The sequence below is a fragment of the Caulobacter vibrioides genome (assembly GCF_002310375.3).
Taxonomy (GTDB): domain Bacteria; phylum Pseudomonadota; class Alphaproteobacteria; order Caulobacterales; family Caulobacteraceae; genus Caulobacter; species Caulobacter vibrioides_D.
Genome location: NZ_CP023315.3, coordinates 1263932 through 1289287 on the forward strand (window position 1 = coordinate 1263932; position 25356 = coordinate 1289287).

Genomic DNA, 25356 nt, shown 5'->3' on the forward strand with positions numbered 1-25356 from the left:
TTTGCGCCCCGTTACGGGTTATCGTTAATCCACAGCTTCCTGGCGCAAACAATCATTAAGCCTAACCGTCGAATATGCGACTCTACGCATAGCTCCCTGCGGGCGAACCATGGCCACCACACGCGCTGCACTCACCGACGCCGACATTCGCATGCTCGTTAAGGGCGCGACGCCTGACGAGCGCGCTCTGGCGGCGCACAAGCTCTGTCGCAGCATCGATCGCTCGGTCTTGACCGAGGAGGAGCGCGAGGTCGCGCACGATATCCTCCGCGTGATGGCCGCCGACGCCGCCGAGCTGGTGCGTCGGGCCATGGCCGTGACGCTGAAGAACTCGCTCGCCTTGCCGCCGGACGTCGCCAACCGACTGGCGCGCGACGTCGAAAGCGTCAGCCTGCCGATCATCAGCTTTTCGCCCGTCTTCACCGACACCGATCTCGCCGAGATCGTGAAGGTTGGCGGACCAGTGCGCCAGATGGCGGTCGCCAAGCGTCCCAAGCTGTCGAGCAAGATCACGACGCTGCTGGTCGAGCAGGGCGGCGAGGACGTGGTCGCGACCGTCTGCGCCAACGACAATGCGCGCTTCTCGGAAGTCGCGCTGCAGAAGGCGCTCGACCGGTTCTCCAAGTCCGAGCAGGTGCTGCAGGCTGTCGCCTACAGGTCGGCCTTGCCGCTGGCGGTCACCGAGCGCCTGATCGACATGGTCGGCGAGCAGCTGCGCGACCACATCCTGACCAGCCATGCGCTGTCGCCCGAGCGCACCATGGAGCTGATCCTTGGCGCGACCGAGCGCGCGACCATCGACCTGGTCGATCAAGCGGGCCGCGCCGCGGACCCCAAGGGGTTTGTCGCTCACCTGAACAAGATGGGACGCCTGTCGCCATCGCTGATCCTGCGCGCCCTGGCGCATGGGCACATGACGTTCTTCGAGTGGGCCGTCGCCGAGCTGGCGGGCGTGCCGCACCACCGGACCTGGTTGATGATCCACGACGCCGGGCCCTTGGGTCTGAAGGCCATCTGCGAGCGCGCTGGCCTGCCGTCGCGCCTCTATTCGGCGTTCCGGGCTGGGGTCGACGCCTTCCATGGACTGGACTTCGATGGCGGCGCGCACGATCGCGAGCGCTTCCAGGAGCACATGATCCAGCGGTTCCTGACCTCGTCTCACATCGCCTCGCGCGAGGACAGCGAGTACCTGCTCGAGCGCATGGACCGCAGCGCCAGCAAGCGCCGCGCCCAGTCGGCCTGACTCGACGAAACCTAACAGTTGTTCGAAAGGGGTCTGGGCAAGCGTCGCCGCCGGCGCCAGACTTCTTGGCATGTCTGAGTCATCCCTAAGCCCGATCCGACCCGCCGCGACCATACTGCTGCTTCGAGACGCGCCGACGTTCGAGGTCTTGATGGTCAAGCGGCACCACCAGATCGATTTCGCGGCGGGCGCGTTGGTTTTCCCGGGCGGCAAGAGCCACCAAGGCGATAGCGATCCGCGCTGGCGTGATCTGGCGATCGGCTTCGATGTCGCCGACCAGGACGGCGCGGCCTTGCGCATCGCCGCGCTGCGCGAGGCTTATGAAGAGGCCGGGATCCTGCTGGCCAGGGATCGCGACGGGGCGTTCTACGCGGGGGAGGCGGCCAAGGACATTCGCGCCGCCGTCGCCGAGGACAAGGTCAACTTCATCGACGTGGTCGAGGACTTGGGTCTCAAGCTCGACCTTTCGGCGCTGACGATCTTCGCGCGCTGGATCACGCCCAAGCTTATGCCCAAGCGTTTCGACACCTGGTTCTATGTCGCCCATGCGCCGCTGGCTCAGCAGGCGATCTGTGATGGCCACGAGGCGGTGGACGCCGAGTGGATCGCGCCGACCAGGGCGCTTGAGCTTGCGGCCTCGGGCGAGCGAAAGGTGATCTTCCCCACGCGCATGAACCTGCAACTGCTCGCCGAAAGCCAAGATCCGTCGGACGCGGTTGCCCGCTCGACGAGCCGCCCGCTGGTGACGGTCGAGCCCTGGGTCGACGGCGCGGTTCTGCGCATTCCCGAAGACGCCGGCTATGGCGCCGTGACCGAGCCTCTCGAGGCCCTCTAGTTCGGGCTCGCCGCCCCGCCGGCGTTGACCCAGGCCACGACCTCGCCCAGAACCTTGGCGGTCGCCTGATCATAGGCGGGAACGATCGCCGAGACGCGATTGTCGGCGGCCTTGACGCGGGCCTCGAACACCCGGTCGCTGACCAACGAGCGGTCCTGGTTCTTGGTGAGCACGCCACGGACGCGCACGAGCACCTCTGGCGCGGCCTTGGGGCCGTTGACGTACTGGGCCTCGAACGTCCGGACCTCCAGGCGCAACACAAGGTCCGCCTTCGCGATCTCGCCGCGTCCGATCAGCCTGGCCCGGCCGGTGTCGGCCTGGAAGGCGCTGGCGACGGCCTCTTCGAACAGGACGGACGCGGGCGAGACCCACCGGGCGCCGGCGATGTAGGCGACCTCGCCCTGGGTGCTCGTCAGCAGACGATCGCCGGCCGAAGCGCGGGTGAAGACCGTCGGCGCCTTCAGCACGCCCAGAGCAGCGCCGCCCGGGCCCTTGGGGACGCTGACGTCCGCCCCGCCGAAACGATAGAGCGTCGCCGGCTCGGCCTCCGGGAAGACGCTGATGCAGGCCGAAAGGCTCAGGGCTAGGGCGGCGGCGGTGACGATCTTGGCGACCGCGCGCGGCGTCTTGCGGTTCATCGGGTTCACGGCTTCACCTCCACTTCCTTGGCGGGCGCCTTGCCGACAACGCCGCGGGGGTTTTGTTCGACTTCGCCGACCAGGCGGTCCAGGGACTCGGCGGCCGACTGCAAGGTGACGATGGCCGAAGACAGCTGCGGCAGACCGGTGGTCGCGAAGTCGCTGGTCGGGCCTTCCAGCTTGGAGACCATGCCGCGCGCGTCTTTCGCCGTGGCTTTCAGTTCGGCCGCCGCCTCGCCAAGCTCCGCCAGGGTGCGCTTGGCGTCCCCCTCGACGAGGCCGTTGGCGCTGTTGGAGAGCTCAGTGATCGATTGGGCCGTCTGGTCGATGCTCTGCAGCGCCTTTTGGGCGTCAGCGAACATGGCCTTGCGGTCTCGCAATTCCTGGGTGACGGACTGGACGTTGTTCATCGTCGCGCCGAAGCTCTTGATGTTCCGGTCCGATAGAACGCGATTGACGCGATCGAGCGCCTCGATCGTCCGGGTCAGCACGGTCCCGCCGCCTTCCAACAGGTCCGAGAGCGCGCTGCGTTGGGTTCGGAGCACAGGCACCTTGCCGTTCTTGACGGTGTCCTTCAGCAGGTCCTGGTTCGGCGAGCCGGCGGTGATCTGCACGTAGTTCACGCCGGTGATGCCCTGCGGCTCCAGCGTGGCGTAGCTGTCGACCTTGATCGGCACGTCTGACGTCACCCGCACCCGCGCGATCACGCGGTTCGGGTCGGTCTTGTCGAGCTCGATCCGCGTGACCTCGCCGACCTTGATCCCGTTGAAGTGCACTTCGCCGCCCTGGGACAGACCGCGCACCGGACCGATGAACAGGATGTCGTACAGGTCGTAGTCGCGGTTGAAGCTCAGCTTGGCCAGCCAGACCGCGAAGATCACCAGGCCCATGAAGAGCGCCAGGGAAATGGCCCCGACCAGGGCGTAGTTGGCGTTTCTTTCCATCAGTCGTCGGTCCTCGACTTGGCGTGGTCCTTGGCGGCCGCGGCGGCGCGCCCTCGGGGGCCCAGGAAGTATTGTTTGATCCAGGGATGGTCTGAACGCTCGAGCTCGCTAACCGGCGCCACGGTCACCACCTTCTTGTCGGCCAGCACCGCCACGCGATCGGTGATCGTGTAAAGGCTGTCCAGGTCGTGGGTGATCATGAAGACGGTCAGCTCAAGACTGTCGGAAAGATCCTTGATCAAGGCGTCAAAGGCTTGGGCCCCGATGGGGTCAAGGCCGGCGGTGGGCTCGTCCAGGAACAGCAGTTCCGGGTCCATGGCCAGCGCCCGCGCCAGGCCTGCGCGCTTTCGCATGCCGCCGGACAGCTCGGCGGGCTTCAGCGTCGCGGCGCGCGCCGGGAGGCCCACCATCGCGATCTTGAGGTCCGCGATCGCCTCGACCTCGCGACGGGGCAGGCGGGTATGTTCGTACAGCGGCGCAGCGACGTTCTCGCGCACTGTCAGGTTGGAAAACAGCGCGCCCTGCTGGAACAGCACGCCCCAGCGGCGCTCGACCGACGACCAGCGCCGGCGCGAAGCGGTGCGCATGTCGCTCCCGAACAGTCGGACATGGCCGTCATCCGGCGTCTTCAAACCGATGATGCTGTTGAGCAAAACCGACTTGCCCGAGCCTGAGCCACCCACGACGCCCAGGATTTCACCCTGCTCGACCTTCAGGTCGAGACCGTCATGCACGACCGTTTCGCCGAAGCGCGAGACCAGGCCTCGGACTTCGATCGGATAGCGATCGACGTCGGGCGCCTCGACGTCCGGCGCGGCAAGCGCAGAGCCGGTCATATGTCCAGCTCCATGTAGATCAGGGCGAAGACCGCATCGATCAGGATGATCGCGAAGATGGCGTGGACCACCGAGGCGGTGACACGACGACCCAGGGACTCGACGTCGTTGCCCACCTCCATGCCCTGGCGGCAGCCGATCGCGGCGATCACCATGGCCATCACCGGCGCCTTGGACAGGCCGATCCAGAAGTGCGTGGCGCCGACATAGTCGACGATCCGCTGGAGGAAGAAGGTGGGCGACAGGTCCAGCACGCTCCAAACGACCAGGATCCCCCCCGCCAGGCCGGCGATGGTCGCCACGAAGGTCAGCAGGGGAATGGTCAGCAGCAGCGCAGCGAACCGAGGCAGCACCAGCGCTTCATAGGGATCGACGCCCATGACCTGCATGGCGTCGATTTCCTGGTTCATCTTCATCGAGCCGATTTCCGCCGCGAAGCTGGAGGCCGAACGGCCCGCCAGCAGAATGGCGGTGATCAGGATGTTGAACTCCCGCATCACCGAGATGCCGATCAGCTCGACCGCGTAAACCTGCGCGCCGAAGTCTGTGAGCATGTTGGCGCCGAGCAACGCCACCACCGCGCCGATGAAGAAGGTTGTGGTGGCCACGATCGGCATGGCGTCGAGGCCGGCGCGCTCGCACAGGGCTATGATCGGCGCCCATCGGATCCGACGCGGAGAGATCACGCTGCGGCCCAGGGCCACCAGGAGGTGACCCAGGAACACCAGCGTTCCATAGCCGTCCGCGAACAGTCCGAAGACCCCGCGGCCAATGCGTTCCAGCAGGGCGTAGAAGCCGACGGGACGAACCTCCCGCTGCGGCTCGACCTGAGTCGCCGCGCGCACCAGTTCCAGCAGGCGCAACACCTGCTTGCGGGCGACCACCTTCTCGATGTCGAGACGTTCTCCCGCAGCGCGCAGGATGGCGTAAGCGCCGGCCGTATCGCATCGGTTGACGCCGGTCAGGTCCAGCCGCAGGTCGCCGGCGGCGTCGAGCGCCTCCGCCAAGCGGGGCCCTGCATCGAACAGACCCCGCGCGGTCCAGTCTCCCGTCAGGACGGCGGCTGCGCCTCCGTCCGTTTCGGTCAAGGTGAAATCCGCCGGAAGCGCCATGAAGTCCTTGGGGGTTAGTCCCGGTTATATCCAGGCCCCTGCGCGGACCTGACAAGCCCAAAACGCGCCAAGGCGCAGCTTGGTTCTCAATACGGCGAAGATTGGGAAGCGCTGCGGCCACGGGGCGCATCGCGCCGAACTTCAATCTTGGTTAACAGATTCCGTTCACCAACATGGTCAACCAAGTCTTACCAGCGAGTCGGAGCCACAGGCATGAGCGCCAACGCCAAGCTTGATCAGCGTATGGCCTTCATGCGCTTCGACGAGCGGTCTCGCGCCAGCCTGCGAGCGATCAAGCCCGTCATCGACACCGAGATCGGCGCAGCGCTGGGCAAGTTCTACAGCCAGGTGCGGCTGTTCCCGGACACGCGGGTCAAGTTCCGCGACGACGGCCATATGGCCAGCGCCGAGCGTGCTCAGGCAGCCCACTGGCGTCGCATCGCCCAGGCCGACTATGGCGAGAGCTATGTCCGCGACGTCGAGCGCATTGGCCGGGCTCACGCTGACGCCGATATCGCGCCGCAGTGGTACATCGGCGGCTACGCGGTGGTGGTTGAAGAGGTGATGCGCACGCTTGTGGCCAAGCGCGCCAAGGGCCTTTTCAACAGCACCAAGTCCGATGGCGAACTGGCTGATGGGCTGTCGGCCCTGATCAAGGCGGCCTTCCTCGACATGGACCTGTCTGTGTCGACCTATATCGATGCTCTGCTGGAAGAGCGCGAGGCGCTGGAGCGTGAACGCGAGGCGGCTGAACATCGGCAGATGGCGGCGGTCAAGGCGGTGGGCGAGGCGCTCGCGCGTCTGGCCGCAGGCGACCTGTCCGCCCGCGTCGAGGGCGACCTGGCGCCGGAATTCCACAGCTTGAAGGTTGATTTCGAACAGGCCGCCAGTGCTTTGACCGAAGCGATGAGCGCCGTCGAGCGCGCTGCGGGCGGCATCCGCGCGGGCGCCGACGGCATCGCCCATAGCGCTGAGGATCTCTCCCAGCGCACCGAGCAGCAGGCGGCCACGCTGGAGGAGACCGCCGCAGCGGTGGAGCAGCTCACCAGCGCGGTGGGCAAGACAGCCCAGGGGGCCCGCGAGGTTTCTTCGCGCGTCAGCGAGGCCTCCGCCGAGGTCGAACGGTCCGGCGACATCGTCACGCGCGCCGCCGAGGCCATGACCAAGATCGAGGCCCAGTCGCAGCAGGTGAACCAGATCCTGGGCATGATCGACGAGATCGCCTTCCAGACCAACCTCCTGGCGCTCAATGCTGGCGTCGAGGCGGCCCGCGCCGGTGACTCTGGCAAGGGCTTTGCGGTGGTCGCTCAGGAAGTCCGGGCCCTGGCCCAGCGCTCTGCCCAGGCCGCCAGCGACATCAAGTCTCTGATCACCCAAAGCAGCCGTCAGGTGAGCGAGGGCGTGGATCTGGTCGGCCAGACGGGCGATGCTTTGCGCGGGATCCACGAGAAGGTCGGGGGCATCGATGAGCTGGTGAACGCCATCGCCGCCTCGGCCAGCGAACAGGCCACGGCTCTGGGCCAGGTCAACGCCGCCGTGAACCAGTTGGACCAGGTGACCCAGCGCAACGCGGCTATGGTCTCGCAATCGACCGACGCCACCCACGCGCTCCGCGTCGAGGCGGCGGACCTGTCGAACCGCGTCGGGGCCTTCCGTTTCGGGGCGCGCGCTCAGGCGGCTCCCCAGGAGCGGCCCGCCGAGAACCCTGTCCACGCGGCGCGCGCGCGGGTCGCCGCCTTCGCCCGACCGGGGCGCTGATCGGCAGCAGCCTTCTAGCTGTTCGGGCCGCTTTTAGCGGGGCGGCGGCGCGGTCGAGGCGCGGTGGATCAGGCTGAAGGGCAGCAGTTCGTCCACCGGGCGCTCCGCAGGCGCTCCGCCTCGGGACTGCTCGATCAGCAGTTTCGCAGCGACCGAGGACATTTCGGCGACCGGCTGGCGCACCGTCGTGAGTTGCGGCCGGCTGAAGCGTGCGCTGGGGCTGTCGTCGAAGCCGGCGACGGACACGTCCCCCGGTGTCATCAACCCCGCCTCGGCGATAGCGGCGATACAGCCCAGCGCCATGTCGTCATTGCTGGCGAAGATGGCCGTTGGGCGCTCGGGCAAGGCCAGTAGAGCCTTGGCCTGTTCAAGACCCGACTGGAACGTGAAGTCACCCTGGCGGACCCAGGCGTCGGGCACGGAAAGGCCCTTGGCGCGCATAGCCTCCAGATAGCCGTCGCGGCGGGCTTGGCTGGCACCATAGCGCGGCTCGCCCACGATGAAGCCGATGCGCTGGTGGCCAAGGCCAATCAGGTGATCGGTCATCTCGCGCGCCGCGGCGACGTCGTCCATGTGCACGCGAGGCCCCAGGCCCTCCGCGCGCTCGGGGCCGACGCGGACATAGGGCGTGCGGGCCTTGTTCAGCAGTTCGAGCACCACCGCGTTGTCGGAGGAGGGCGGGGTGAGGATCACGCCGTCGGGCTTCAGGGCCGCCAGCAGCGCGGCGACCTCCTGCCGGACCTGCGGGCCTTCATGGTCGATCAACTCGATCAAGAGGTGATAGCCCGCGTCGCGGCAGACCAGCGTCGCACCCAGCTGGATGCGGCTCAGATAGTCGGCGCCGCGCTCACTTTGCCAGTGGTCGATGGTGAGCGCCGCGTCGACAAACACGGCGATCACGAAGGAGCGGGATCCCGCGAGGCTCCGCGCCGAAAGATTGGGGCTGTAGCCGAGCTCGCCAGCGGCGGCGAGCACACGTTCGCGCATCACGGGCCGAACGTTCGGCTCGTTGTTCATCACGCGCGAAACGGTCTTGATCGATACCCCCGCCTTCGCGGCGACGTCGTAGATCGTCACCGAACCCATTCGTTGGCCCCGACTTCCTTCAGACTCACACCCATCCCATTACCCTAGTGCGTCTGGGCGAGGGAAGGAAACGCCTCGATTGAAAGCGCTCCCAGGCCTTGTATTGGGCCGATTGCGCGGCCAGTGTGGGGTCCAGACGCGGCGACAGATCGCGCGGGGAGGTGAGATGCGGCCTGACGATGGGGCGCGGCCCAGGGAGCCGGTGCGCGCGAATTTCATCGCCGCGTACACCCTTGCGCAGATCGCGGCCTTTGTGTCGTTCCAGCCGCTGCTGCAGGTCCTTCTGCCTCTGAAGGTCGAAACCCTTGATCCCGGCGGCAAGGCGATCGTTCTGGCTCAGGTCGCGTTCTACGGCGCCATCGCCGCCAGCATCGCCAACCTGCTGGCCGGGGCGATCAGCGATCGCACGACCTCGCGCTTTGGTCGGCGTCGCCCGTGGATGGTGGTGGGCGCCTTGGGGGCTTCGCTGGCCTATCTGGCGATCATGCACGCCAAGACCCCCGCAGCCCTGATTGGCGGCGTGATTCTGTTCCAGCTGGCTTTCAATCTCTGCTTCTCGGCGCTGATGGCGGTGATGCCCGACCGCGTGCCGGACACGCAGAAGGGCATGGTCGCGGCGTTTCTGAGCCTCGGAAATCCGATCGGCACCGCCGTGGGCGCCGTGGTGGTGGGCGGTCTGCTCGTCACCGAGAGTTACCGATACGCGGCGATCTCGGCGGCGCTGCTGCTGGGTCTGGCCCCGTTCGTGATCCGACTGCGCGACCCTCCGCTGCCCAAGAGCGCCGTGCCGCCGTTCAATCTTCGCGCGTTCGTGTCGGGCCTGTGGGTCAGTCCGCGCAAGCATCCGGACTTCGCCTTCGCCTGGCTTGGGCGATTTCTGGTGCTGGTCGCCTTCAGCCTCGTGCAGAGCTACATGCTCTATTTCCTGAAGGACGAGGTCGACTATCCGCATCTGTTCCCCGGCCGCCGGGCCGAGGAGGGGCTGGCGATCCTGGCGACGATCTCGACCGTCTTCAACGTGGCCTGCGCCATGCTGGGCGGCGTGCTGTCTGACCGTCTCCGCCGCCGCAAGCTCTTCGCCTTTGGGGCGGCCCTGACGGTCGCGCTGTCGCTGATCGTCTTCTCGATGTCCCCGGATTGGCCGGTGCTGGTGGCCGCCTTCGTCGTCTATGGATGCGGGGTTGGCTGCTTTTCTGCGGTCGACATCGCGCTGGTGACCCAGGTGCTGCCGTCCCAGCGGGATGCGGGCAAGGACCTTGGGGTGATCAACCTGGCCAACACGCTGCCCCAGGCGCTGGCGCCGGCCCTGGCGGTCTGGAGCCTTGGCCCCACGCACGGCGACTTCCGGATGTTCTTCCTGGTGGCCAGCGCCCTGGCGCTGGCTGGCGGTCTTGCGATCCTGCCGATACGAGGTGTTCGCTGATCGCAGCGACATCTCCAGAGCCCGCCCTTGCCCCAGTTCCATCGCGTCTCGCACCCCGACGATCCCGCCGCCGCGCCGTTCCGGGCGATCAAGGAGCGTGATCTCGTCGGCCGCGAAGGCCTGTTCATCGCCGAGGGCGAAACCGTGCTGCGCGCCTTCGTGCGCGATGCGCCCCAGCGCGTGGTCTCACTACTCATCGATCCCAAGAGACGGGACAAGCTGGAGGACGTCCTGGCCGGCCTGCCGGACGACACCCCCGTGCATCTGGCCGATCAGGAGGTGCTGGACGCGATCGCCGGCTTCCATCTGCATCGCGGGATACTGGCGCTTGGCCGTAAACCGCCGGCGATCGGCGCGGGCGACCTGCTGTCCAGCCTGCCGGCGCAAGCGGTGGTGCTGGTCCTCTGCGGCATCGCCAATCACGACAACATCGGCGGCATCTATCGCAACGCGGCGGCCTTTGGCGCGGACGCGATCATCCTTGACGCCGATTGCTGCGATCCGCTGTACCGCAAGGCGATCCGCGTGTCGGTCGGCGCCGTGCTGTCGGTGCCGACGGCGCGGCTGACCCGGGACGACTCGATCGCAAAGCTCCTTGAGGCCACGGGTTTCGAAGGGCTGGCCTTGAGCCCCGCGGCCGACGAAGTGCTCGCGGCGCTAAAGCCCGCCCCTCGGACCGCTGTCTTGCTTGGGGCGGAGGGACCTGGCCTGACACCGGAGGTGATGGCGTGTGCGCGTCGGATCGGCATTCCGATGGCCAACGGCTTCGACTCGCTAAACGTCGCCACGACCAGCGGTATCGTCCTGCATCACCTGCGCTTCGCCCAAAGCTAGGAAACCGGTTTCCCAAGGCGGGGCGCCGGCTTTAGGGTCGCGCCAACGACAACGGATAGGCTTGGGTCCCATGATGAACCGGCGCGGCGCCTTGGGCGCTTTTGTTTCGGGCGTGCTCGGATCCTTGGCGGCGGACGAGGCGAGGGCGGCGAAGATGGACAATCCAGCGATCACACCGCCGGATCCCACCGAGACCATCCTGCTGTGGCCGAACGGCGCGCCGGGCGGCGAGGGCGTCAAGGTCGAGGAAAACATCGTCGAGCGCGGCGATCCAAAGGGTTTGAAGGATCGGGCCCAGGTTCACACGCGGGCCCCCAAGTTGGTCGTCTTCCGGCCCAAGACGCCGAATGGCGCGGCCGTGATGCTGATCCCGGGCGGCGGCTATGAGCGCGTCGTGCTGGACAAGGAAGGCTACGAGACGGCGCGGTGGCTCGCCGCGCGCGGCTATACCTGTTTTGTCCTGTTCTACCGCATGCCGGGCGATGGCTGGGCCGCCGGGGGCGATGCGCCGCTGCAGGACGCCCAACGCGCCATCCGCCTGATCCGGGCCCGCGCCGAGGGGATGAAGGTCTCGGCGGACCGGGTCGCCATCATGGGCTTCTCGGCCGGCGGTCATTTGGCCGCGAACCTGACGACCCGGTTCGACGTCGAGACCTATCCGGCGATCGACGCGGTGGATGGCCTGCCGACCAAGCCCAGTCTCTCGGCGCTGATCTATCCGGTGATCACGCTGGACCCGGCCGCCGCGCACGCAGGCTCTCGAAAGCAGCTTCTTTCCCAGCGGGACACGCCCGAGCGGGTGAATGAACTCTCCCCGGAGAAGCAGGTGCGTGAGGGGCTTTCGCCCGTGTTCCAGCTGCACGCGGCCGACGACAAGTCGGTTCCGGTTGAGAACTCATTGCGAATGTTCTCGGCGCTCAAGGCCAAGGGCGTGCCCACCGAGATGCACATCTTCGAGGAGGGCGGGCACGGCTTTGGACTGCGTTTCGTCGCGGGCAAGCCGGTGGCGGCCTGGCCAGGGCTGTTCGAGGCCTTCGCCAAGCGGCACGGCCTCTAGCGGTCAGCAGCCGGCTTTCGTTCGCTGGTCCCAGGCGGCGACTTCCGCCTCGCGGAAGCGCAGCCAATCGGCGCGGAGGACCGCAGGGCGCTTGCCGTGGCGTTCGTCCATGAACTCAGCGCCGACGACACGATCGGTCCGGAAGGTTCTGAACGCGGCGCGAAGTTCGCACCAGGCGATGATCATCCGGATGGTCTCGCGATAGCCGACCGTGACGGGCCAGATCACGCGCTCACTGATCGCGCCCGTCTCGTCGCTGTAGTTCAGGCGGATCTTGCGGCCGGCGTGGATCCAGGCGCGAACCTGGGCGACGTCGATCCGGTCGGTCTCAGGCTTCCAGGCCGGCGGGGCGGCGGCCGCAGGCTCCAGCACATAGGGGCGCAGGCGATCGGGCACCGCGGCGGCGATCTTGCTGGTCAGGTCCCGCGCGGCCTTGGCCAGGACCGGATCGCCGCGGCCCGCCACCCACTGGGCGCCGAGCACAGCCGCCTCGATCTCGTCGGGGGTGAGCATCAGCGGCGGCATATCGAACCCCGCCTCCAGGACATAGCCGACGCCGGCTTCGCCCCGAATGGGCGCGCGCTGGCCCACCAGAGCGGCGATGTCGCGATAGACGCTCCGCTTGGACGTCTCCAACTCGGCGGCGATGGCGTCGGCGGTGACCGGCGCGCGGCTGCGGCGCAGGATCTGGATGATCTGGAAAAGGCGTTCGGCGCGTCTCATGAGCTTCACTATCCAGGATCGTTGCTGACAGCATGCTGGCAGGAGGCTGGCGGTAGCAAGTCGTCATCGCGACATTCGGGATGGAGAGGGACGATGATCACGCTATTCGCCACGGGAGCCGGGTTTGGACTGCCCGAGATCAGCCCCTATGTGACCAAGACCGAGGTCCAGTTGATGATGGCGGGGCTGGACTATCGCAAGACGGTGGGCAGCCGCGAGACGGCGCCGAAGGGCCAGTTGCCCTGGATCGAGGACGCCGCCCAGGCGATCGGCGACTCCACCTTCATCCGCGTGCACATCGAGCGGAAGTATGACGTCGACCTCGACATCGGCTTGAGCGGCAAGGAGCGGGCGCAGGCCTGGGCCATCGAGCGCATGATCGAAAACCAGTTGGGATGGGTGTCGGCCTACTTCCGATTTCTAGAGCCCGCCAACTTTGAGAAGGGACCGGCGCGCTGGTTCGATCAGGCGCCGGCGCACCTGCGCGATGAGCTTCGGCGGGAACTGAAGGACGCGGTCGCAGCCAACATCCGCTCCGTCGGCGTTGGCCGTCACTTGCGCGAAGAGGTGGCCTGGCTGGGCGGGTTGTCGCTGCGGGCGCTGGACGAACTCCTGGAAGACAAGGCCTATCTGATGCGTGACACCCATCCGGTGGGCGTGGACGCGACCGCGTTCGCCATGCTGGCCGCCATCATGACCCCGTTCTTCGACTCGCCCCTGCGCCGCGAAGCCGAGAGCTATCCGAGGCTGGTCGCGTATGTGGGGCGCATGATGGCCCGGTTCTATCCGGCCTATCCGTGGGGGCTGCGGCAGGCCGCCTAGACCGCCCGGGTGAGAGCGCTACCAAATTGGTTGTACAACTTTCTGCTCAATTCAGCTTATTGGTCAGGCCATTTTAGATTGCGTGCCTAGCCAATTTAGCTAAGGTGCGTGGGCTCGGACGGCTGACCCAGATCGTCGGCCGGTCGAGCGTTCGTCGACCAAGGCGCTGCGTATCTTGCGCCAACCTCCTCCCGGGGCGGGCGATGATGGCGGCCGGAGTCCTTACCCTCCGGTCGCCCCGACATCTTGGTAAGGCCACTTTTATCGCGACGCCTTGTGACGGGGGCGTACGCGCGCTAGTCGTTGGGCTGCGCCGTCTCCGGGCGTCTGTTTGCGGCCGCTCCGATGTCGACCCTCTCGCTGGACACCTCATCGCCTGACGCCACCCGCCTTTATCAGCAGGTGGCCGCGTCGATCAGCGCCGCGATCGCCGAAGGCGTCTACCAGCCCGGTCACCGCCTGCCGTCCGAGCGCGATCTGGCCGATGAGTTCGGGGTGAGTCGCCCCACCGTCCGGCGCGCGATCATCGCTCTGGAGATGCGGGGCCTCCTGGAGGCGCGCCAGGGATCGGGCGTCTATGTGCGTCTGGACCAGCCGCCGCCGCCCGTGAAAGACCTGGATATCGGCGCCTTCGAGCAGGCTGAAGCGCGTCGCCTGTTTGAGGGCGAGGCCGCCGCCCTGGCCGCGACGCTGATCACCGATGACGAGCTGGCCTATCTTGAGACGCTGGTCACCGAGATGAATAGTGAAGCCTCGACCAAAGAGCAGAGCGAACTGGCCGATCGCCAGTTTCACATCACCATCGCCCAGGCCACGCGAAACACGGCCGTGGTGCGGGTCGTCGAGAGCACCTGGGATCTTCGCTATCGCTCGCGGCTCTGCATGCAGATGCTGGAAAAGGCGCGCCTGGTCCGCAAGCGCCCGCTGCGCGACGAGCACCAAGAGATCATCGAGGCCCTGCGCACCCGCGATCCCAAGGCGGCGCGCGCGGCCATGCAGGCGCACCTGGGCGGACTGATCGAGAACCTGCTGCTGACCGCCGAACTTGAGGCGATCGAACGCACGCGGGAAAGCCTGGCCGCCAAGCGTGAGGAAATCGCGCTCCGCGCCGCGAGCGCCGCGAAGTAGCGGCGATCCGCCCCAACACTCGGGCAAACCCGAAGCTGCGTGGTTTGGCCTGGCCAAAATCCGATTGGTCGGATCAGTTATCGATCGCCGATAGGGTACTGAAATCGCTGGAGGATTCTTCGCTCTTTCCGCGGTCCTCGCGCGGTGTTGGGCGCGCGGATTAGGGCCAAGTTGATATACCGCTTTACGGCCGGTCGCCTAAATTGGTAATGTCAATTTAGAAGTCGCCGAATTCAGGCGGACGCGTGGCGGGGAGGTCGATGGGCGTCGACATGGATTATCGCGAGAGCACGGACCGGGCGGGCATGGGGCGCATGACGGCCGGGGAGCTTCGCGACACCTTCGTCATCGCAAACCTGTTCCAGGCCGGCGCACTGCGGCTCAACTACCTTGAGGTCGAACGTGCGGTGATCGGCTCGGCTGTTCCGACGACAACGGCGCTGGCGCTTCCCACGCATCCTGAGCTGGCTTCGCGCTTCTTCTGCGAGCGCCGCGAAGTGGGCGTGATCAACATCGGCGAGGCCGGCGTGGTGACCTTGGACGGCGATCGCTTCGAGCTTTCCCGGCACGACGGCCTCTACATCGGTCGCGGCGTGGAAACGGTCAGCTTCGACAGCGAAGACGCAGCGCGTCCGGCGCGCTTCTACTTCGTCAGCTATCCCGCCCACGCCAGCCACCCCAGTCGGCGTATCCGCCGCGAGGAGGCCCGAACGATCGTCGCCGGCGAGGCCCGCAACGCCAACCGGCGGGTGATCCGCCAGGTGATCCGGCCCGGCCTGGTCGAGAGCTGCCAGCTGGTGATGGGCTTCACCGAGCTGGAGGCCGGCAGCGTGTGGAACACCATGCCGCCGCATACGCATCGGCGGCGCAGCGAGATCTACATGTACTTCGACGCCGCCCCCGGGCGCGTGATGCATCTGATGGGAGAGCCGTCGGAGCCGCGCGCGGTGTTCATGGACGATGGCGAGGCGGTGTTTTCGCCCAGCTGGTCGATCCACAGCGGCGTCGGCACCGCGAATTACAGTTTTGTCTGGTCCATGGGCGGCGAGAACCTTGAGTTCGACGACATGGACGTTCTGGCCGTGTCCGATCTGGGCGCGCGCGCGTAGGGGAGGCCCAAGATGACCTTCAAGATTCTGACCGCAGCGCTTGTCGCCGCTCTGGTCGCCGGCGCCGGGGCGCAGGCCTCCGCCGCGCCGAAAGAGGCGCCGGCGCGTGTCTCCGCCGCCTCGGTGGACGCCGCCGCGCGCAAGGTGGCCGGTTGGCAACTGGCCCACATGGACAACTTCGACTACGTGCCGGTCACGTCGTTTCGCAAGGACACCGAAGCGCCCCGCGACTGGGTGCAGGCGGCGTTCTATATCGGCCTCTACACCTTCGCCGACGTGAGCCAAGACCCGTATCTGACGCGCGCCGTGCTCACGCATGGCGAAGCCCAGCAGTGGGGATTCGACCATCGTCCCCGTCACGCCGACGCCGACGCGACGGGCGCAGTGTGGATCTGGGCGGCGAACCGCACGAAAGACCCGTCCAAGCTCGGCCCCATCAAGAGCCGCTTCGAGGCGGTGCTGGCTAACCCCTCGACGGTGTCGCTGGACTTCGAACCCAAGCCGGCCAAGGGGGACCCCTTCTGCCAAGCGCGCTGGTGCTGGAGCGACGCGATCTTCATGGCTCCGCCAGCCTGGACGGCGCTGTCGAAGGCGACGGGCGACAAGCGATATCTGGCGCATGCCGACCGGGAGTTCTGGGCGACGCACGACTACCTGTTCGACCAGACCGACCATCTCTATTTCCGCGACAGCCGGTTCATCACCCGTCGCGATCCTAGCGGCCGCAAGATCTTCTGGGGGCGCGGCAATGGCTGGGCGTTCGCGGGGATCGCCCGGATTCTGCAGGATCTGCCCGCCAACCATCCGAGCCGCCCGCGCTATGAGGCGGTCTTCCGTCAGATGGCGGCGAAGATCGCGTCGCTGCAGGGCGCCGAAGGCTACTGGCCGGTGTCGTTGCTCGAGCCTCAAATGACGCCCGAGACCAGTGGCACGGGGTTCTTCGTCTATGGCCTGGCCTGGGGCGTGAACCATGGCGTTCTGCCCCGCGCCAAGTATGCGCCCGTCATCGACAAGGGCTGGAAGGCGCTTGAGGCGGCGGTGGAGCCGGACGGGCGTCTGGGCTGGGTGCAGCGGGTGGGTGTGGCGCCCGACCAGGTGGGACGCGACGACACCCAGCTCTATGGCGTCGGCGCCTTCCTGCTGGCGGCCAGCGAGGTGCGTCGCCTTGGGCCAGCTTCCAAAGGTCAGGCCAATCGCTAAGATGGGATCGTAGAATCCGAAGCGAGGCTGGATGCGCGGCGCGCCCGACCCCCAGAAGCTGTACCAGCAGGTGGCCCGGTCCATCGCCGCGTCGATCGCCGAGGGGCGGTACGCGCCGGGCGATCGGCTGCCCTCGGAGCGAGGCCTCGCCGACTCGTTCGGGGTCAGCCGGCCCACCATCCGGGACGCCATGATCGCCCTGGAGTTCCAGGGTCTTGTGGAGGCGCGCCAAGGCTCGGGCGTCTATGTCACCGCCCCCGGCGCGGTCGAAAAGGATCCGTCGGAAGCCGAGGTTTCCGCGCTGGAGCTGACCGAAGCGCGGCGGCTCTTCGAGGGCGAGGCCTGCGCCCTGGCGGCGGCGGCCATCGAGGATGAGCAGATCGCCGCTTTGGAGCGCATGGTCCGCGACCTGACGCGCCATGCCGGCGGCGAGGAAGGCGAACGGGTGGAGCATGATTTTCACCTCGCCGTCGCCCATGCCACCCGCAACGCGGCGATCGTGGCGGCGGTTGAGGAGATCTGGATCCTGCGCCGGCAGTTCGCCGATTGCGCCAAGGCGCTGAGGCGGGTTCGGTTCGCCGCGCCCGACGCTTTCGCAGACGACCACCGTCGAATCGTCGACGCGCTGCGCGCGCGCGACCCCAAGGACGCACGACGCGCGATCCACGACCACCTGAACCGCACGGTGGAGGTTCTGTTGTCCATGGCCGAGCGGGACGCGCTGGAGCGCACGCGGCGCGAGATGGCCGATCGGCGCGACGAACTCCTGCGCCGGACTGCCATCTAGCGTTGAATTTTGGCTTCCGTAGCGGCACGCGTTAATTCGCCGCACAAATCAAGGCCTTGCGGTCGAAGCCCTGCGCATGCTGACTTCGGCGCAAGGAATCAGGGGGTTGAGATGTCGGATACGTTGGCGCCGGCGAGCGTTGAGATGGTGTTGAAGGCGATCTCCGCGGAGATGTCGCTCGCCGCTGTCGCCTGCGGGCACCTGGATGTGGCGTTGGGCAAGATCCTCGAGGTCGTGCCGGACGAGCATCGTCTTTCGGTCATGCAGGAACTGCACACGGTGGATTTGCTGGCGCAGCACATCACTGCGCTGACCGATTTCACGGGGAACCTGTCTCAGCAGCACGGGCAGGGCGTTCTGGAAGTGAACGACTCCCTGAACGCGATCACGCTGGGCGATGTGGCGGCGCGCCTGCGCGAAGCCATCGTCGGCGGCGTTTAGCGCTCGACCGCTTCTGTCCGGTCCGGTTGATGGCCGGTCTGGTTCAGGCGCAACAGCCTAAACCAGATTGGCAGGCCGCAGAGCTTGTGTCGGAATTCGGCTGGCCCGGGCGTCCTAGGACGTCAGCGGCCAGGAGTGTCGACATGCGCCCGATCATCACCGCCTTCAAAGCCTCTCCAGATCGCGGCCGCGGCCTCGCGCGCGATATGGCGGTGCGTTGGGCGCTGGAGGAGGTCGGGCTGGCCTATGACGTCCGCCTCATGACGTTCGACGCGTTGAAGTCGCCTGAACACCGGGCGCTGCAACCGTTCGGTCAGATCCCGACCTTCGAGGCCGACGACGTCGCGATCTTCGAGTCCGGCGCGATTGTCCTGCATGTCGCCGACCAGCGCCCGGGTCTGCTGCCGGCTGACGCGGCGGCGCGGGCGCGCGCGATCGCCTGGATGTTCGCAGCCGTGAGCACGGTCGAGCCGCCGATCATCGAACGGTCGATGGCCAGCTTGCTTGAGCGCGATCAGCCATGGTTCGCCGCGCGCCAAGCGCTTCTCGACCAGCGGGTTCAAGTGCGGCTCGCCGACCTGTCGGCGCGTTTGGCGGACGGCCTATGGCTCGACGGCGCCTTCAGCGTCGGCGACCTTATGATGGTCGCGGTGCTGCGCAGGCTGAACGGCTCGGGCGTTCTGGAGGCTCACCCGGCGGTCGAGGCCTATGTCGCGCGCGCCGAGGCTCGGCCGGCCTTCCAGCGGGCGTTCGCCGCGCAACGTTCGGTTTTTGAAGCCTCGGAGCGGGCTGTTTCCTAGACCGCGTCGATGGGCAGCTTCAGATAGCGAACGCCATTGGCTCCGGGTTGGTCAGAGGCCCATAGCCGTTCCACCCGGCTAGGCCGATGTCGCCGCGACGCGATCAAGCAAGGCTTCGACCTGCGGCGTGAACGGCTTGCCGGCCTTCTGGTCGGCGAGCACGCCCAGGTCGACATAGTCCCGCCACGCGGCGATCTGGTCGCCCCGGAACTCCAAAACACCCGCATAGGGCAGGGCCATGCGCGTGCCGTCAGCGGTGCGATACTCGTCGACGCCTTCCAGGAACAGTCGGTCGCCCGTTTCGGCGTGGGCGAAGATCCGCCACTGGATGTCGTGCATGTCGGCTTGCAGTTTCCGCAGCAGCTTTTCAGCCGCCGCCTTGCCGCGCACCGGCGGCAGGCTCGGCGCGGCGTAGTGCCAGACGATGTCGTCGGTCATGTACGAAAGCACCGTCTCGATATCGTGGACCTGCCACGCGGCGATCACCCGCGAGAGAATGGGAAAAAGTCGGGACATGAGCGCCTTGGTGTTACGAGAGATGAACTAGCGGGTCGCCGCGACCAGCTGAGCGGTCTTGGCGGAGTCGAGGTACTCGTCGAGGCGCGTTATCTTGCCGTCCTCGACGCGGACGACGACACAGGCGTCCATAGCCCATCGCTCCCCGTTCGGCAGCGTGGCCTCCAGGACATGCTGCTGAAGGAAGCCGTCAGGCAGGGGCGCGATGCGCTGCACCCGATAGGTCCGATCGGGCAGGGTCCTGACGAACCAGGCCAGCGACTTCAGGTTCTGGTCGACGGTCTGTTCGATGTGATCGATGTTGTGCCAGATCTTGGCTTCGGGGGCGTAGAAGGCCCGAACGGCCTCGGCGTCGCCGGCCTGGATGGCGGCGACAAAGCGCTGGGCGAAGGCGACGTAGTCGATCTCAGACAAGGGCGTCTCCTAACGTCCGGTGCTGACGCGGTCGCTGGTCAGCGCGCGTCGCATGGCCAGTTCCAGGCCCTTGGGGTCGCGGGCCAGATGGGCGCGCACATCGATGGCCATGAAGTCTGTGTCGACCTCATCCGCCTCGCGCTTCAGCGCCTTCAGGCCGGCCTGGGCGATGGTGGCCGGCGCCTCCTTGAAGCCCTCGACATGGCTGGCCATGCGGGTGTCGACCGAGCCGACATTCAGCGCCAGCACGTGGGTGTTCTGGGGCGCCAGTTCGGCGCGCAGGCAGGTGGTCATGGCGCGCGCGGCGAATTTCGAAGGGCTGTAGCCGCCCATGCTGGGCACGGCGACAAGGCCGCCGGCCGACAACACGTTGACGATCGCGCTCTTCGGCGCCCTGGCCAGGATAGGCGCGAAGGCTCGGCTCATCGCCAGCGGGCCAAAATAGTTGACCTCCATCTCCTGGCGGGCGGCGCTCATGTCCGGTGCGCCCATCAGGGTCTGCATGGTGAAAGCGCCCGCGTTATTGACGAGGATCGTCACGTCCGGGCACTGCGCGGCCGCCGCTGAAATTGTCTCCGGGTCGCTGACGTCAAGCCGCAGGGCCGTCACCCGGTCCGGGGCCTCGGCGACGAGGTGCGCGGCGCTGGCCGGATCACGGGCGCCGACATAGACCTTCGTCGCGCCGGCCGCGAGGAAGGCGCGCACAAAGGCCTGGCCAATTCCGCGGTTGCCGCCGGTGACCAGGACGATGCTGTCCTTGATGTCCATGGGCGCTGTCTCCTCCCTCATAAAGCCCGACGAGCGACCGGGCTCTTCGTCCCGGTCCGCTGGCGGTCTAGCGGAAGCCTAGCACCACGGTCTTGTTATGCAAGCAACCTGGGCCGTCGTATGCGGCGCGCAAGGCCGCGCGACGACTGAAGCGCAACCGCCAAAGGCGCGGTTCGCCAGGGCCTAAGGTTTGCACAAAGAAGAGAAGAATGGTGGATGCGACAGGGATTGAACCTGTGACCCCCTCGGTGTGAACGGCGACTTTCTAATTGTTTTTATTGCTGTTTTTGGCAATCCCCAGAAACGATTTGCGGTCTTATCGGGTCGTTTCTGGGGAATAACTGGGGACGATGATCCTGTCCAATTTCATTGACGACTAGTGAAGCTTCCCCCTCGGGTCGATGCCTCGCCGGCGGTCCGGGCAAAGCGCCGCAACGCGTGCTCGGGCGACTCTATAAGCCACCGCTGGGTCCACTGGCGGCCTGTCTGGGACCCCCTCGTTTGCCTTGCCCAAGACGGCCTTTGGCTTGGGTATCGAGCTCACAGCGAACATCGCCCGTAGATGTCGGGGGGTGACGAAGAACTTCCGCGCCACGAGCGCGGCCGCCAGGCGTCCGTTGGCGATCTCGGTGCGCAGAAGCTTTTCTGTGATTGGTAGGGCTTCGCCGAAAACCGCTACCGCCTCAGCGAGCGTCATAGGGTCATCGTCGCGCCAATCCGTCGGCGACGGACGTCGGGAAATTCGATTTTTCCAAGGCATCTCGTCTCTCCGACTCAGGCGGGGGCATCGATCAGAGACGATCCACCTGTTTGCGTCGGGCGGTGACGGCGGCAAATTGCTGCCCGCGTCTTAGAGATGCTGCGTCAGCTGCTTCCAGAAATATGCGGCGGCATCCTCTGCTGACATTGGAGTTGAGTCAGCGCGGCCGAAGGCCTTCGCGAGGTGAGGGACGAGACCGAGACCCTGCGGTCCAACCTCGATGCTGAGCTCCTCGTTCATCGAGCTTGTTCGGCCGTCGTCAGATCCGTTGTAGGCGATGCCCCGGGCGCCGAAGAAATCGCCCCCCGTGAATATCGTACACCCGGCGGCCTTGGAGCCATTCAGATACAGGCTGACGGTGAAGCGATTGGCGTCGAGACGGCGAAAGCGCCCGCTCATCCCATCGCCAAATTTCGTCAAGCTTAGGTCAAAGATTTGAGCGATGCGCTCGAAGGCGGCGTGCCTGAAGTCGTCGATGTCCTGATCGGTCGGTTTGCGGCCGCTGGGGATCCTAAACGAAAGCGCAGGAACCGGGCGCGCCGGCTCTGGCGAGACACGAGGCATCGCGACAGGAGGCTCGACTGACGCTTTCTGAGGTGCATCGGCTCCCGCAGCGTTTGCGAGATCGCGCCCGACGATGTGCCATGCCTCGTCAGCGTCTGACCATTTGGTGATCGGCTTGCCGTCGGTGGGCGTCGCCAGAAGCTTGCTGAGCGACGTGGTTTGCCATGCACAGGGTTTGGCGATGATCGGCACGACCCGCGCCACGCCGGCTTGGTGCCGGCGAATGGCGTCCTCCATCTCGACGTCGACGCAGTAGTCGGAAGCTAGGAATCTCGGGGTGACGAGCAAGCCGATGAAGTCGGATGCCGCCAAGGCGCTGCGCACCTCGCGGTCGAAGTCGTCACCCGGGATAAGGAAGCCGTCAAACCACGGTTTAACAACGCCGCTCCGCTCATAGGGGCGAAGGTGCACGCGGAGTTCCCCGAGAAGATCAGCGTCATGATGGCTGTACGAGATGAAGAGCTTGCGCGCCACGAACTCATTCCTTTGCCGTCCAGGCTACCCGCCAGACAGATCTTGCCCAAGCCAATAAGCCCAAGAAGGTGGGCGGCATGACCAGCGAGCAGATGGCCCGCATGGAGCGAGAAATGGAGTCGCTCACCCAGGACTTCAAAGCCCTGGAGGCGTCCTATGGCGATGACGTGCTGCATCTCGTCATCGCGTCAGGCTATCTCACGCGCCTCGTGGGCAACGAGGAGATCGAGCGTTACCGGTGACGCGGTCGCGCTTGCCGGAACGAAGGTAGAGGCGTGGGCCTTTGGCGTAGCGGGGCATGGGCGAAAGAGCTCGCGGAGCTGAAGCGGCGTGACGAAGAGCTTCCCAGCGACGCGAGCAGGAACGAGCCGGCCCTTGGCGATCTCGGTGCGCAGCAACTGCAGGGTGATGGGCAGCTTGCCGGCGAACACAGCCACGGCTTCATGCAGCCGCATGGGCTCGTCCTCCTCCTAGTCTTCGGGGCGCGGGCGAAGGGCGGTGCGGTCGTACGAGGGCATGGACGTGCTCCGGCGCCGATCGATCACCACGCTCTGAGACGATCCCAACCGACAAGAAGGACGGTCGCGACATTCAAAAATCGCGGCGCGGCTCGACTATCGGCGTGGGCGGCAGCGGGACAAGCCGGTGGGTGCGAGTGGCCATCGCGCGGAAGCAAAGAGACTTCGGTTCGAGATGCAGACGACCGCGCCCTGCGGCGCGGTCGGGCTTGGGGGCGCTGCCCCCTAGCGCACTTCGCATCGCTTCCGCCCAGCTTCGGGCGGGCAGAGGCTTCAAGCCGCCCGATGTTCTGCACGCCCTGCAGCCGGTTCCCCGCGAAGCGATGCTCCGCTTGCACCCCCCGGTCTCGCCGACGGGCGCCGGGGTTGAGGCGCGCCTCAACCCCGAGGGCCCAAGAGGAGAAAACCTGTAATGCCCGAGAACAGCCGTTCGGCCGCAATCGCGGCCCTTAATGACAAGCTCCGCGCCACGCCTGGCCCGGGGTGGACCGTGACGCGCGGCGTCTATGCGCTTGGTCCTGACTTCATCGCCAAGGTGGTGGCGGCCGTAGGCGCGTTCGCTCGCTTTGAGCCGGGCGATGACCCTTACGGGGAGCATGACTTTGGAGCGTTCGAGCTCGCCGGCAAACGGCTCTTCTGGAAGATCGACTACTACAATCTCGATCTGACCGACGCAGCGCGCGATCCGACTAACCCGGGACAAACGCGCCGGATCCTGACGGTCATGCTCGCTGAGGAATATTGAGGCTCTATGGGCGGCGCGCGCTTTAGCGCGCGCCGCTTCAAGTCAGAGTTCTTCTTCCGTCGTGGGCGCCAGCAGCGCCTCAAGCTCCTTCTTCTTTTTCGCTAGATCGATCTGCGCCTGAACATTGGTTTGTTGGGCTTGAAGCAGAAGTGTCTCATTCTGCACGGCTGTCAGTTGCGATGGCTGCTGACGGCTCTCGGCTGTCGCCAGCGCGATCTGAGCGTCGACAATCGCCTTCTTGTCTTGCAGTTGGGACAGCTCGGTCGGCGTCAGTTTGGCGCGGGCTTCATCCGAGGCGAGTTGCGCATCGTATAGGAGCTTCTGTTCTTGAAGGTCGCGTAGCTGCTTGCCATTGCGATAGGTGATGAGGCTGCTCACCCCGCCCAGGCCCTCATTGACGCTGGCGAGCAAGGCTTTCGTCTCAGCCGTCGGCTTGGTGTAGGTCACATGGAAGACCTGGCCCTCCTCGGATTGCTCCATGGCCAAGGTGTTGTCGCCAAAGGCCTTGTTCTTCAGCGGCAGAGCGGCCAGCTCGCCGAATTGGGAAAAGCCACGCTCCTCTTGGAAGAGGACAGCGGTTTCGGATCCTAGTCGCCGGCGGCAAACCTCGGGATCTTGGGCTTGATAGCTATCGCCGCCACAGATCCGCGCTCTGCCTGGCAACGGATTGCGGTAAACCACGCCGCAGCCAGCTTCCTCCGCCGCGCAGGTGGTGGCCTTGGCCAGCGTTCCCTTCGGAAGGGCGGACGGCGCCGAAGGCGCAATGCTGACCGCCACGTCGGCCTTCCTCAGCATGGCGAGCAACGGAGTATAAGGGGAATCTTGAGGGTCGGCAGCAGCGGAGGCGCGAGCCCGGGCTAGCGCCGCGGCGAGTTCGTCAGTGTCTGGCTTGGCCGCGCCGTATCCATGGGCGGAGGCTTGATCGACATCGGGCTTAAGGTCGCCCGAAAGGGGAATGAGCAGGAAACGGCCCTTGTCAGTCGGCTCGAAGATTTCGAACATCTTGGACGGTTGCGGCTTGGCGTCGGTCGCGCCGGCCAGCACATAGACAGCCGAAACGCCTTGGTCGGGAACATCGAGATTGATCCTTTGAGCCAAGGTCAGACTCTCGTTGGCTTCGGCGAGAGCCTTCTTGGCGTCGTCCACCTCACCTGCGGCCTTATCGGCCTTGGCCTTGAGCGCTTCTAGGTCCTTGGCTGGGGCGGGTTTGCCCGCCTTGGAGGCTTCCTGCAGGTCGGCATAGGCTTTGGCCGCTGCCTTGGATGCAGCCTCAGCCGTCTTCACGCCCTTCTTCAGGTCGGGCAGGCTCGCGAGCGTTTCGCGTGCGCCCTCCGTGCAGCGCAGATACTTCTTGATCTGCTTGTCGTAGGGCAGGTCCCCGGCGCCGGTGGCGCCGCCGCCCGGCAGTCCGATGGCGATCTTACCGATGCTGACCGCCGCCTTTACCGCTTCGCTGACAATGTCCTTGGTGTGATCGTTGATGGTGGCGTTGACGCTCTTCAAGGTGCCGTTGGGATAGGTGTGGGCTTCGAATGAGGTGGTCTTCGCGCCGTTGGTGAGATTGGTGTAGTCGATCATCACCTCTTCACCGGCCACTTGGCGCGGCGCGCCACTGGCCGTGACGTCAAAGCCGATCGTGTCATCGGCGTGAGCAGGACAGCGCTTGAGAACGCGGGTGACGGACAGGTCGTAGGCAACGCGCGGAAGGCGGTACTTAAATCCCCTGGCCACCACTTTTGGCGGGGGCGGTTGAGACGTGGTCACGCTTGCCGTTTCGACTTGCCCAGACTGTAGGGTTGTCGTGCATGCGCTCAGCAGCAA

25 protein-coding genes and 1 pseudogene are annotated in these 25356 nt (G+C 66.2%); 15 read left to right on the forward strand and 11 right to left on the reverse strand.

The features are described from left to right. Positions 1-109 precede the first annotated feature (109 nt). Both spbR and CA606_RS05915 read left to right on the forward strand, forming a co-directional pair. Positions 110-1243: a pole-localized protein SpbR gene (spbR, locus tag CA606_RS05910; RefSeq protein WP_096051972.1), complete on the forward strand. Its 1134-nt coding sequence runs from the start codon at positions 110-112 to the stop codon at positions 1241-1243. 70 nt (positions 1244-1313) lie between these two features. Further along, positions 1314-2078: an NUDIX hydrolase gene (locus CA606_RS05915; protein WP_096051971.1), complete on the forward strand. Its 765-nt coding sequence runs from the start codon at positions 1314-1316 to the stop codon at positions 2076-2078. On the opposite strand, the gene CA606_RS05920 is transcribed toward CA606_RS05915, so the two are convergent. The 4 genes from CA606_RS05920 to CA606_RS05935 are packed head-to-tail and all read right to left on the reverse strand — an operon-like array spanning position 2075 to position 5608. After that, the gene (locus CA606_RS05920; RefSeq protein WP_096051970.1) at positions 2075-2725 is read right to left on the reverse strand and encodes an ABC-type transport auxiliary lipoprotein family protein; all 651 of its coding nucleotides are present in this window, start codon (positions 2723-2725) and stop codon (positions 2075-2077) included. The genes CA606_RS05915 and CA606_RS05920 overlap by 4 nt on opposite strands. Further along, the gene (locus CA606_RS05925) at positions 2722-3660 is read right to left on the reverse strand and encodes an MlaD family protein (protein WP_096051969.1); all 939 of its coding nucleotides are present in this window, start codon (positions 3658-3660) and stop codon (positions 2722-2724) included. The genes CA606_RS05920 and CA606_RS05925 overlap by 4 nt, the downstream gene beginning before the upstream one ends. Beyond that, entirely contained in the window at positions 3660-4496 is an 837-nt protein-coding gene (locus CA606_RS05930; RefSeq protein ID WP_096051968.1) for an ABC transporter ATP-binding protein, read from the reverse strand. Before CA606_RS05930 ends, CA606_RS05925 begins: the two co-directional genes overlap by 1 nt. Beyond that, positions 4493-5608 (reverse strand): ABC transporter permease, encoded by a 1116-nt coding sequence (locus CA606_RS05935; protein ID WP_181242802.1) that lies wholly within the window; start codon positions 5606-5608, stop codon positions 4493-4495. Before CA606_RS05935 ends, CA606_RS05930 begins: the two co-directional genes overlap by 4 nt. A 213-nt stretch (positions 5609-5821) precedes the next feature. Here CA606_RS05935 and CA606_RS05940 point away from each other — a divergent pair, with 213 nt between their 5' ends. Then, positions 5822-7366, forward strand: a complete 1545-nt coding sequence (locus CA606_RS05940) for a methyl-accepting chemotaxis protein (protein WP_096051967.1) — start codon at positions 5822-5824, stop codon at positions 7364-7366. 33 nt (positions 7367-7399) lie between these two features. On the opposite strand, the gene CA606_RS05945 is transcribed toward CA606_RS05940, so the two are convergent. Further along, a complete protein-coding gene (locus tag CA606_RS05945; RefSeq protein WP_096051966.1) occupies positions 7400-8452 on the reverse strand; it encodes a LacI family DNA-binding transcriptional regulator in 1053 nt (350 codons plus the stop codon). A gap of 166 nt (positions 8453-8618) precedes the next feature. Here CA606_RS05945 and CA606_RS05950 point away from each other — a divergent pair, with 166 nt between their 5' ends. The 3 genes from CA606_RS05950 (at position 8619) to CA606_RS05960 (ending at position 11766) form a co-directional block, all read left to right on the forward strand. Then, positions 8619-9875, forward strand: a complete 1257-nt coding sequence (locus tag CA606_RS05950; protein ID WP_096051965.1) for an MFS transporter — start codon at positions 8619-8621, stop codon at positions 9873-9875. Positions 9876-9902: 27 nt separating this feature from the next. Next, positions 9903-10709 carry a TrmH family RNA methyltransferase gene (locus CA606_RS05955; RefSeq protein ID WP_096051964.1) on the forward strand — a complete coding sequence of 269 codons (807 nt, stop codon included), beginning with the start codon at positions 9903-9905 and terminating at the stop codon, positions 10707-10709. Between the two features lie 70 nt (positions 10710-10779). Beyond that, positions 10780-11766 carry an alpha/beta hydrolase gene (locus tag CA606_RS05960; protein ID WP_096051963.1) on the forward strand — a complete coding sequence of 329 codons (987 nt, stop codon included), beginning with the start codon at positions 10780-10782 and terminating at the stop codon, positions 11764-11766. A gap of 3 nt (positions 11767-11769) precedes the next feature. Here the strand turns inward: CA606_RS05960 and CA606_RS05965 are convergent, their stop codons facing one another. Continuing rightward, the gene (locus CA606_RS05965) at positions 11770-12489 is read right to left on the reverse strand and encodes a helix-turn-helix transcriptional regulator (protein WP_096051962.1); all 720 of its coding nucleotides are present in this window, start codon (positions 12487-12489) and stop codon (positions 11770-11772) included. A gap of 93 nt (positions 12490-12582) precedes the next feature. On the opposite strand from CA606_RS05965, the gene CA606_RS05970 reads away from it, so the two are divergent. The 7 genes from CA606_RS05970 to CA606_RS06000 all read left to right on the forward strand — a co-directional run bounded on the left by CA606_RS05970 (position 12583) and on the right by CA606_RS06000 (position 18776). Further along, positions 12583-13311 carry a glutathione S-transferase family protein gene (locus CA606_RS05970; protein WP_096051961.1) on the forward strand — a complete coding sequence of 243 codons (729 nt, stop codon included), beginning with the start codon at positions 12583-12585 and terminating at the stop codon, positions 13309-13311. A 345-nt stretch (positions 13312-13656) separates the two neighbouring features. After that, the gene (locus CA606_RS05975; RefSeq protein WP_181242804.1) at positions 13657-14439 is read left to right on the forward strand and encodes a FadR/GntR family transcriptional regulator; all 783 of its coding nucleotides are present in this window, start codon (positions 13657-13659) and stop codon (positions 14437-14439) included. A 260-nt stretch (positions 14440-14699) separates the two neighbouring features. Continuing rightward, positions 14700-15548, forward strand: a complete 849-nt coding sequence (gene kduI, locus CA606_RS05980; RefSeq protein ID WP_233282184.1) for a 5-dehydro-4-deoxy-D-glucuronate isomerase — start codon at positions 14700-14702, stop codon at positions 15546-15548. Between the two features lie 12 nt (positions 15549-15560). Continuing rightward, the gene (locus CA606_RS05985; RefSeq protein ID WP_096051960.1) at positions 15561-16748 is read left to right on the forward strand and encodes a glycoside hydrolase family 88/105 protein; all 1188 of its coding nucleotides are present in this window, start codon (positions 15561-15563) and stop codon (positions 16746-16748) included. A gap of 31 nt (positions 16749-16779) precedes the next feature. Beyond that, on the forward strand, positions 16780-17535 hold the full coding sequence (locus CA606_RS05990) for a FadR/GntR family transcriptional regulator (RefSeq protein WP_096051959.1): 756 nt from the start codon (positions 16780-16782) through the stop codon (positions 17533-17535). Positions 17536-17646: 111 nt separating this feature from the next. Further along, a complete protein-coding gene (locus tag CA606_RS05995; RefSeq protein WP_096051958.1) occupies positions 17647-17976 on the forward strand; it encodes a hypothetical protein in 330 nt (109 codons plus the stop codon). Between the two features lie 143 nt (positions 17977-18119). Further along, positions 18120-18776, forward strand: coding sequence for a glutathione S-transferase family protein (locus CA606_RS06000; protein WP_096051957.1), 657 nt, complete (start codon positions 18120-18122; stop codon positions 18774-18776). 78 nt (positions 18777-18854) lie between these two features. Here CA606_RS06000 and CA606_RS06005 read toward each other — a convergent pair whose 3' ends face one another. From CA606_RS06005 to CA606_RS06020, 4 genes are all read right to left on the reverse strand, one after another. Further along, positions 18855-19292, reverse strand: a complete 438-nt coding sequence (locus CA606_RS06005) for a nuclear transport factor 2 family protein (RefSeq protein ID WP_096051956.1) — start codon at positions 19290-19292, stop codon at positions 18855-18857. Positions 19293-19319: 27 nt separating this feature from the next. After that, positions 19320-19706 carry a nuclear transport factor 2 family protein gene (locus tag CA606_RS06010; protein WP_096051955.1) on the reverse strand — a complete coding sequence of 129 codons (387 nt, stop codon included), beginning with the start codon at positions 19704-19706 and terminating at the stop codon, positions 19320-19322. A 9-nt stretch (positions 19707-19715) separates the two neighbouring features. Further along, positions 19716-20495, reverse strand: coding sequence for an SDR family oxidoreductase (locus CA606_RS06015; RefSeq protein ID WP_096051954.1), 780 nt, complete (start codon positions 20493-20495; stop codon positions 19716-19718). A gap of 829 nt (positions 20496-21324) precedes the next feature. After that, positions 21325-22272, reverse strand: a complete 948-nt coding sequence (locus CA606_RS06020; protein ID WP_096051952.1) for a toll/interleukin-1 receptor domain-containing protein — start codon at positions 22270-22272, stop codon at positions 21325-21327. Positions 22273-22301: 29 nt separating this feature from the next. Between CA606_RS06020 and CA606_RS06025 the strand changes: the two are divergent. Together CA606_RS06025 and CA606_RS06030 are read left to right on the forward strand one after the other, a co-directional pair. Continuing rightward, positions 22302-22514, forward strand: a pseudogene (locus CA606_RS06025) (plasmid partitioning protein RepB C-terminal domain-containing protein); the annotation flags it as partial. 688 nt (positions 22515-23202) lie between these two features. Next, entirely contained in the window at positions 23203-23535 is a 333-nt protein-coding gene (locus tag CA606_RS06030; protein ID WP_096051951.1) for a DUF3768 domain-containing protein, read from the forward strand. Between the two features lie 42 nt (positions 23536-23577). Here CA606_RS06030 and CA606_RS06035 read toward each other — a convergent pair whose 3' ends face one another. Further along, on the reverse strand, positions 23578-25299 hold the full coding sequence (locus CA606_RS06035) for a hypothetical protein (RefSeq protein WP_181242805.1): 1722 nt from the start codon (positions 25297-25299) through the stop codon (positions 23578-23580). Positions 25300-25356 lie beyond the last annotated feature (57 nt).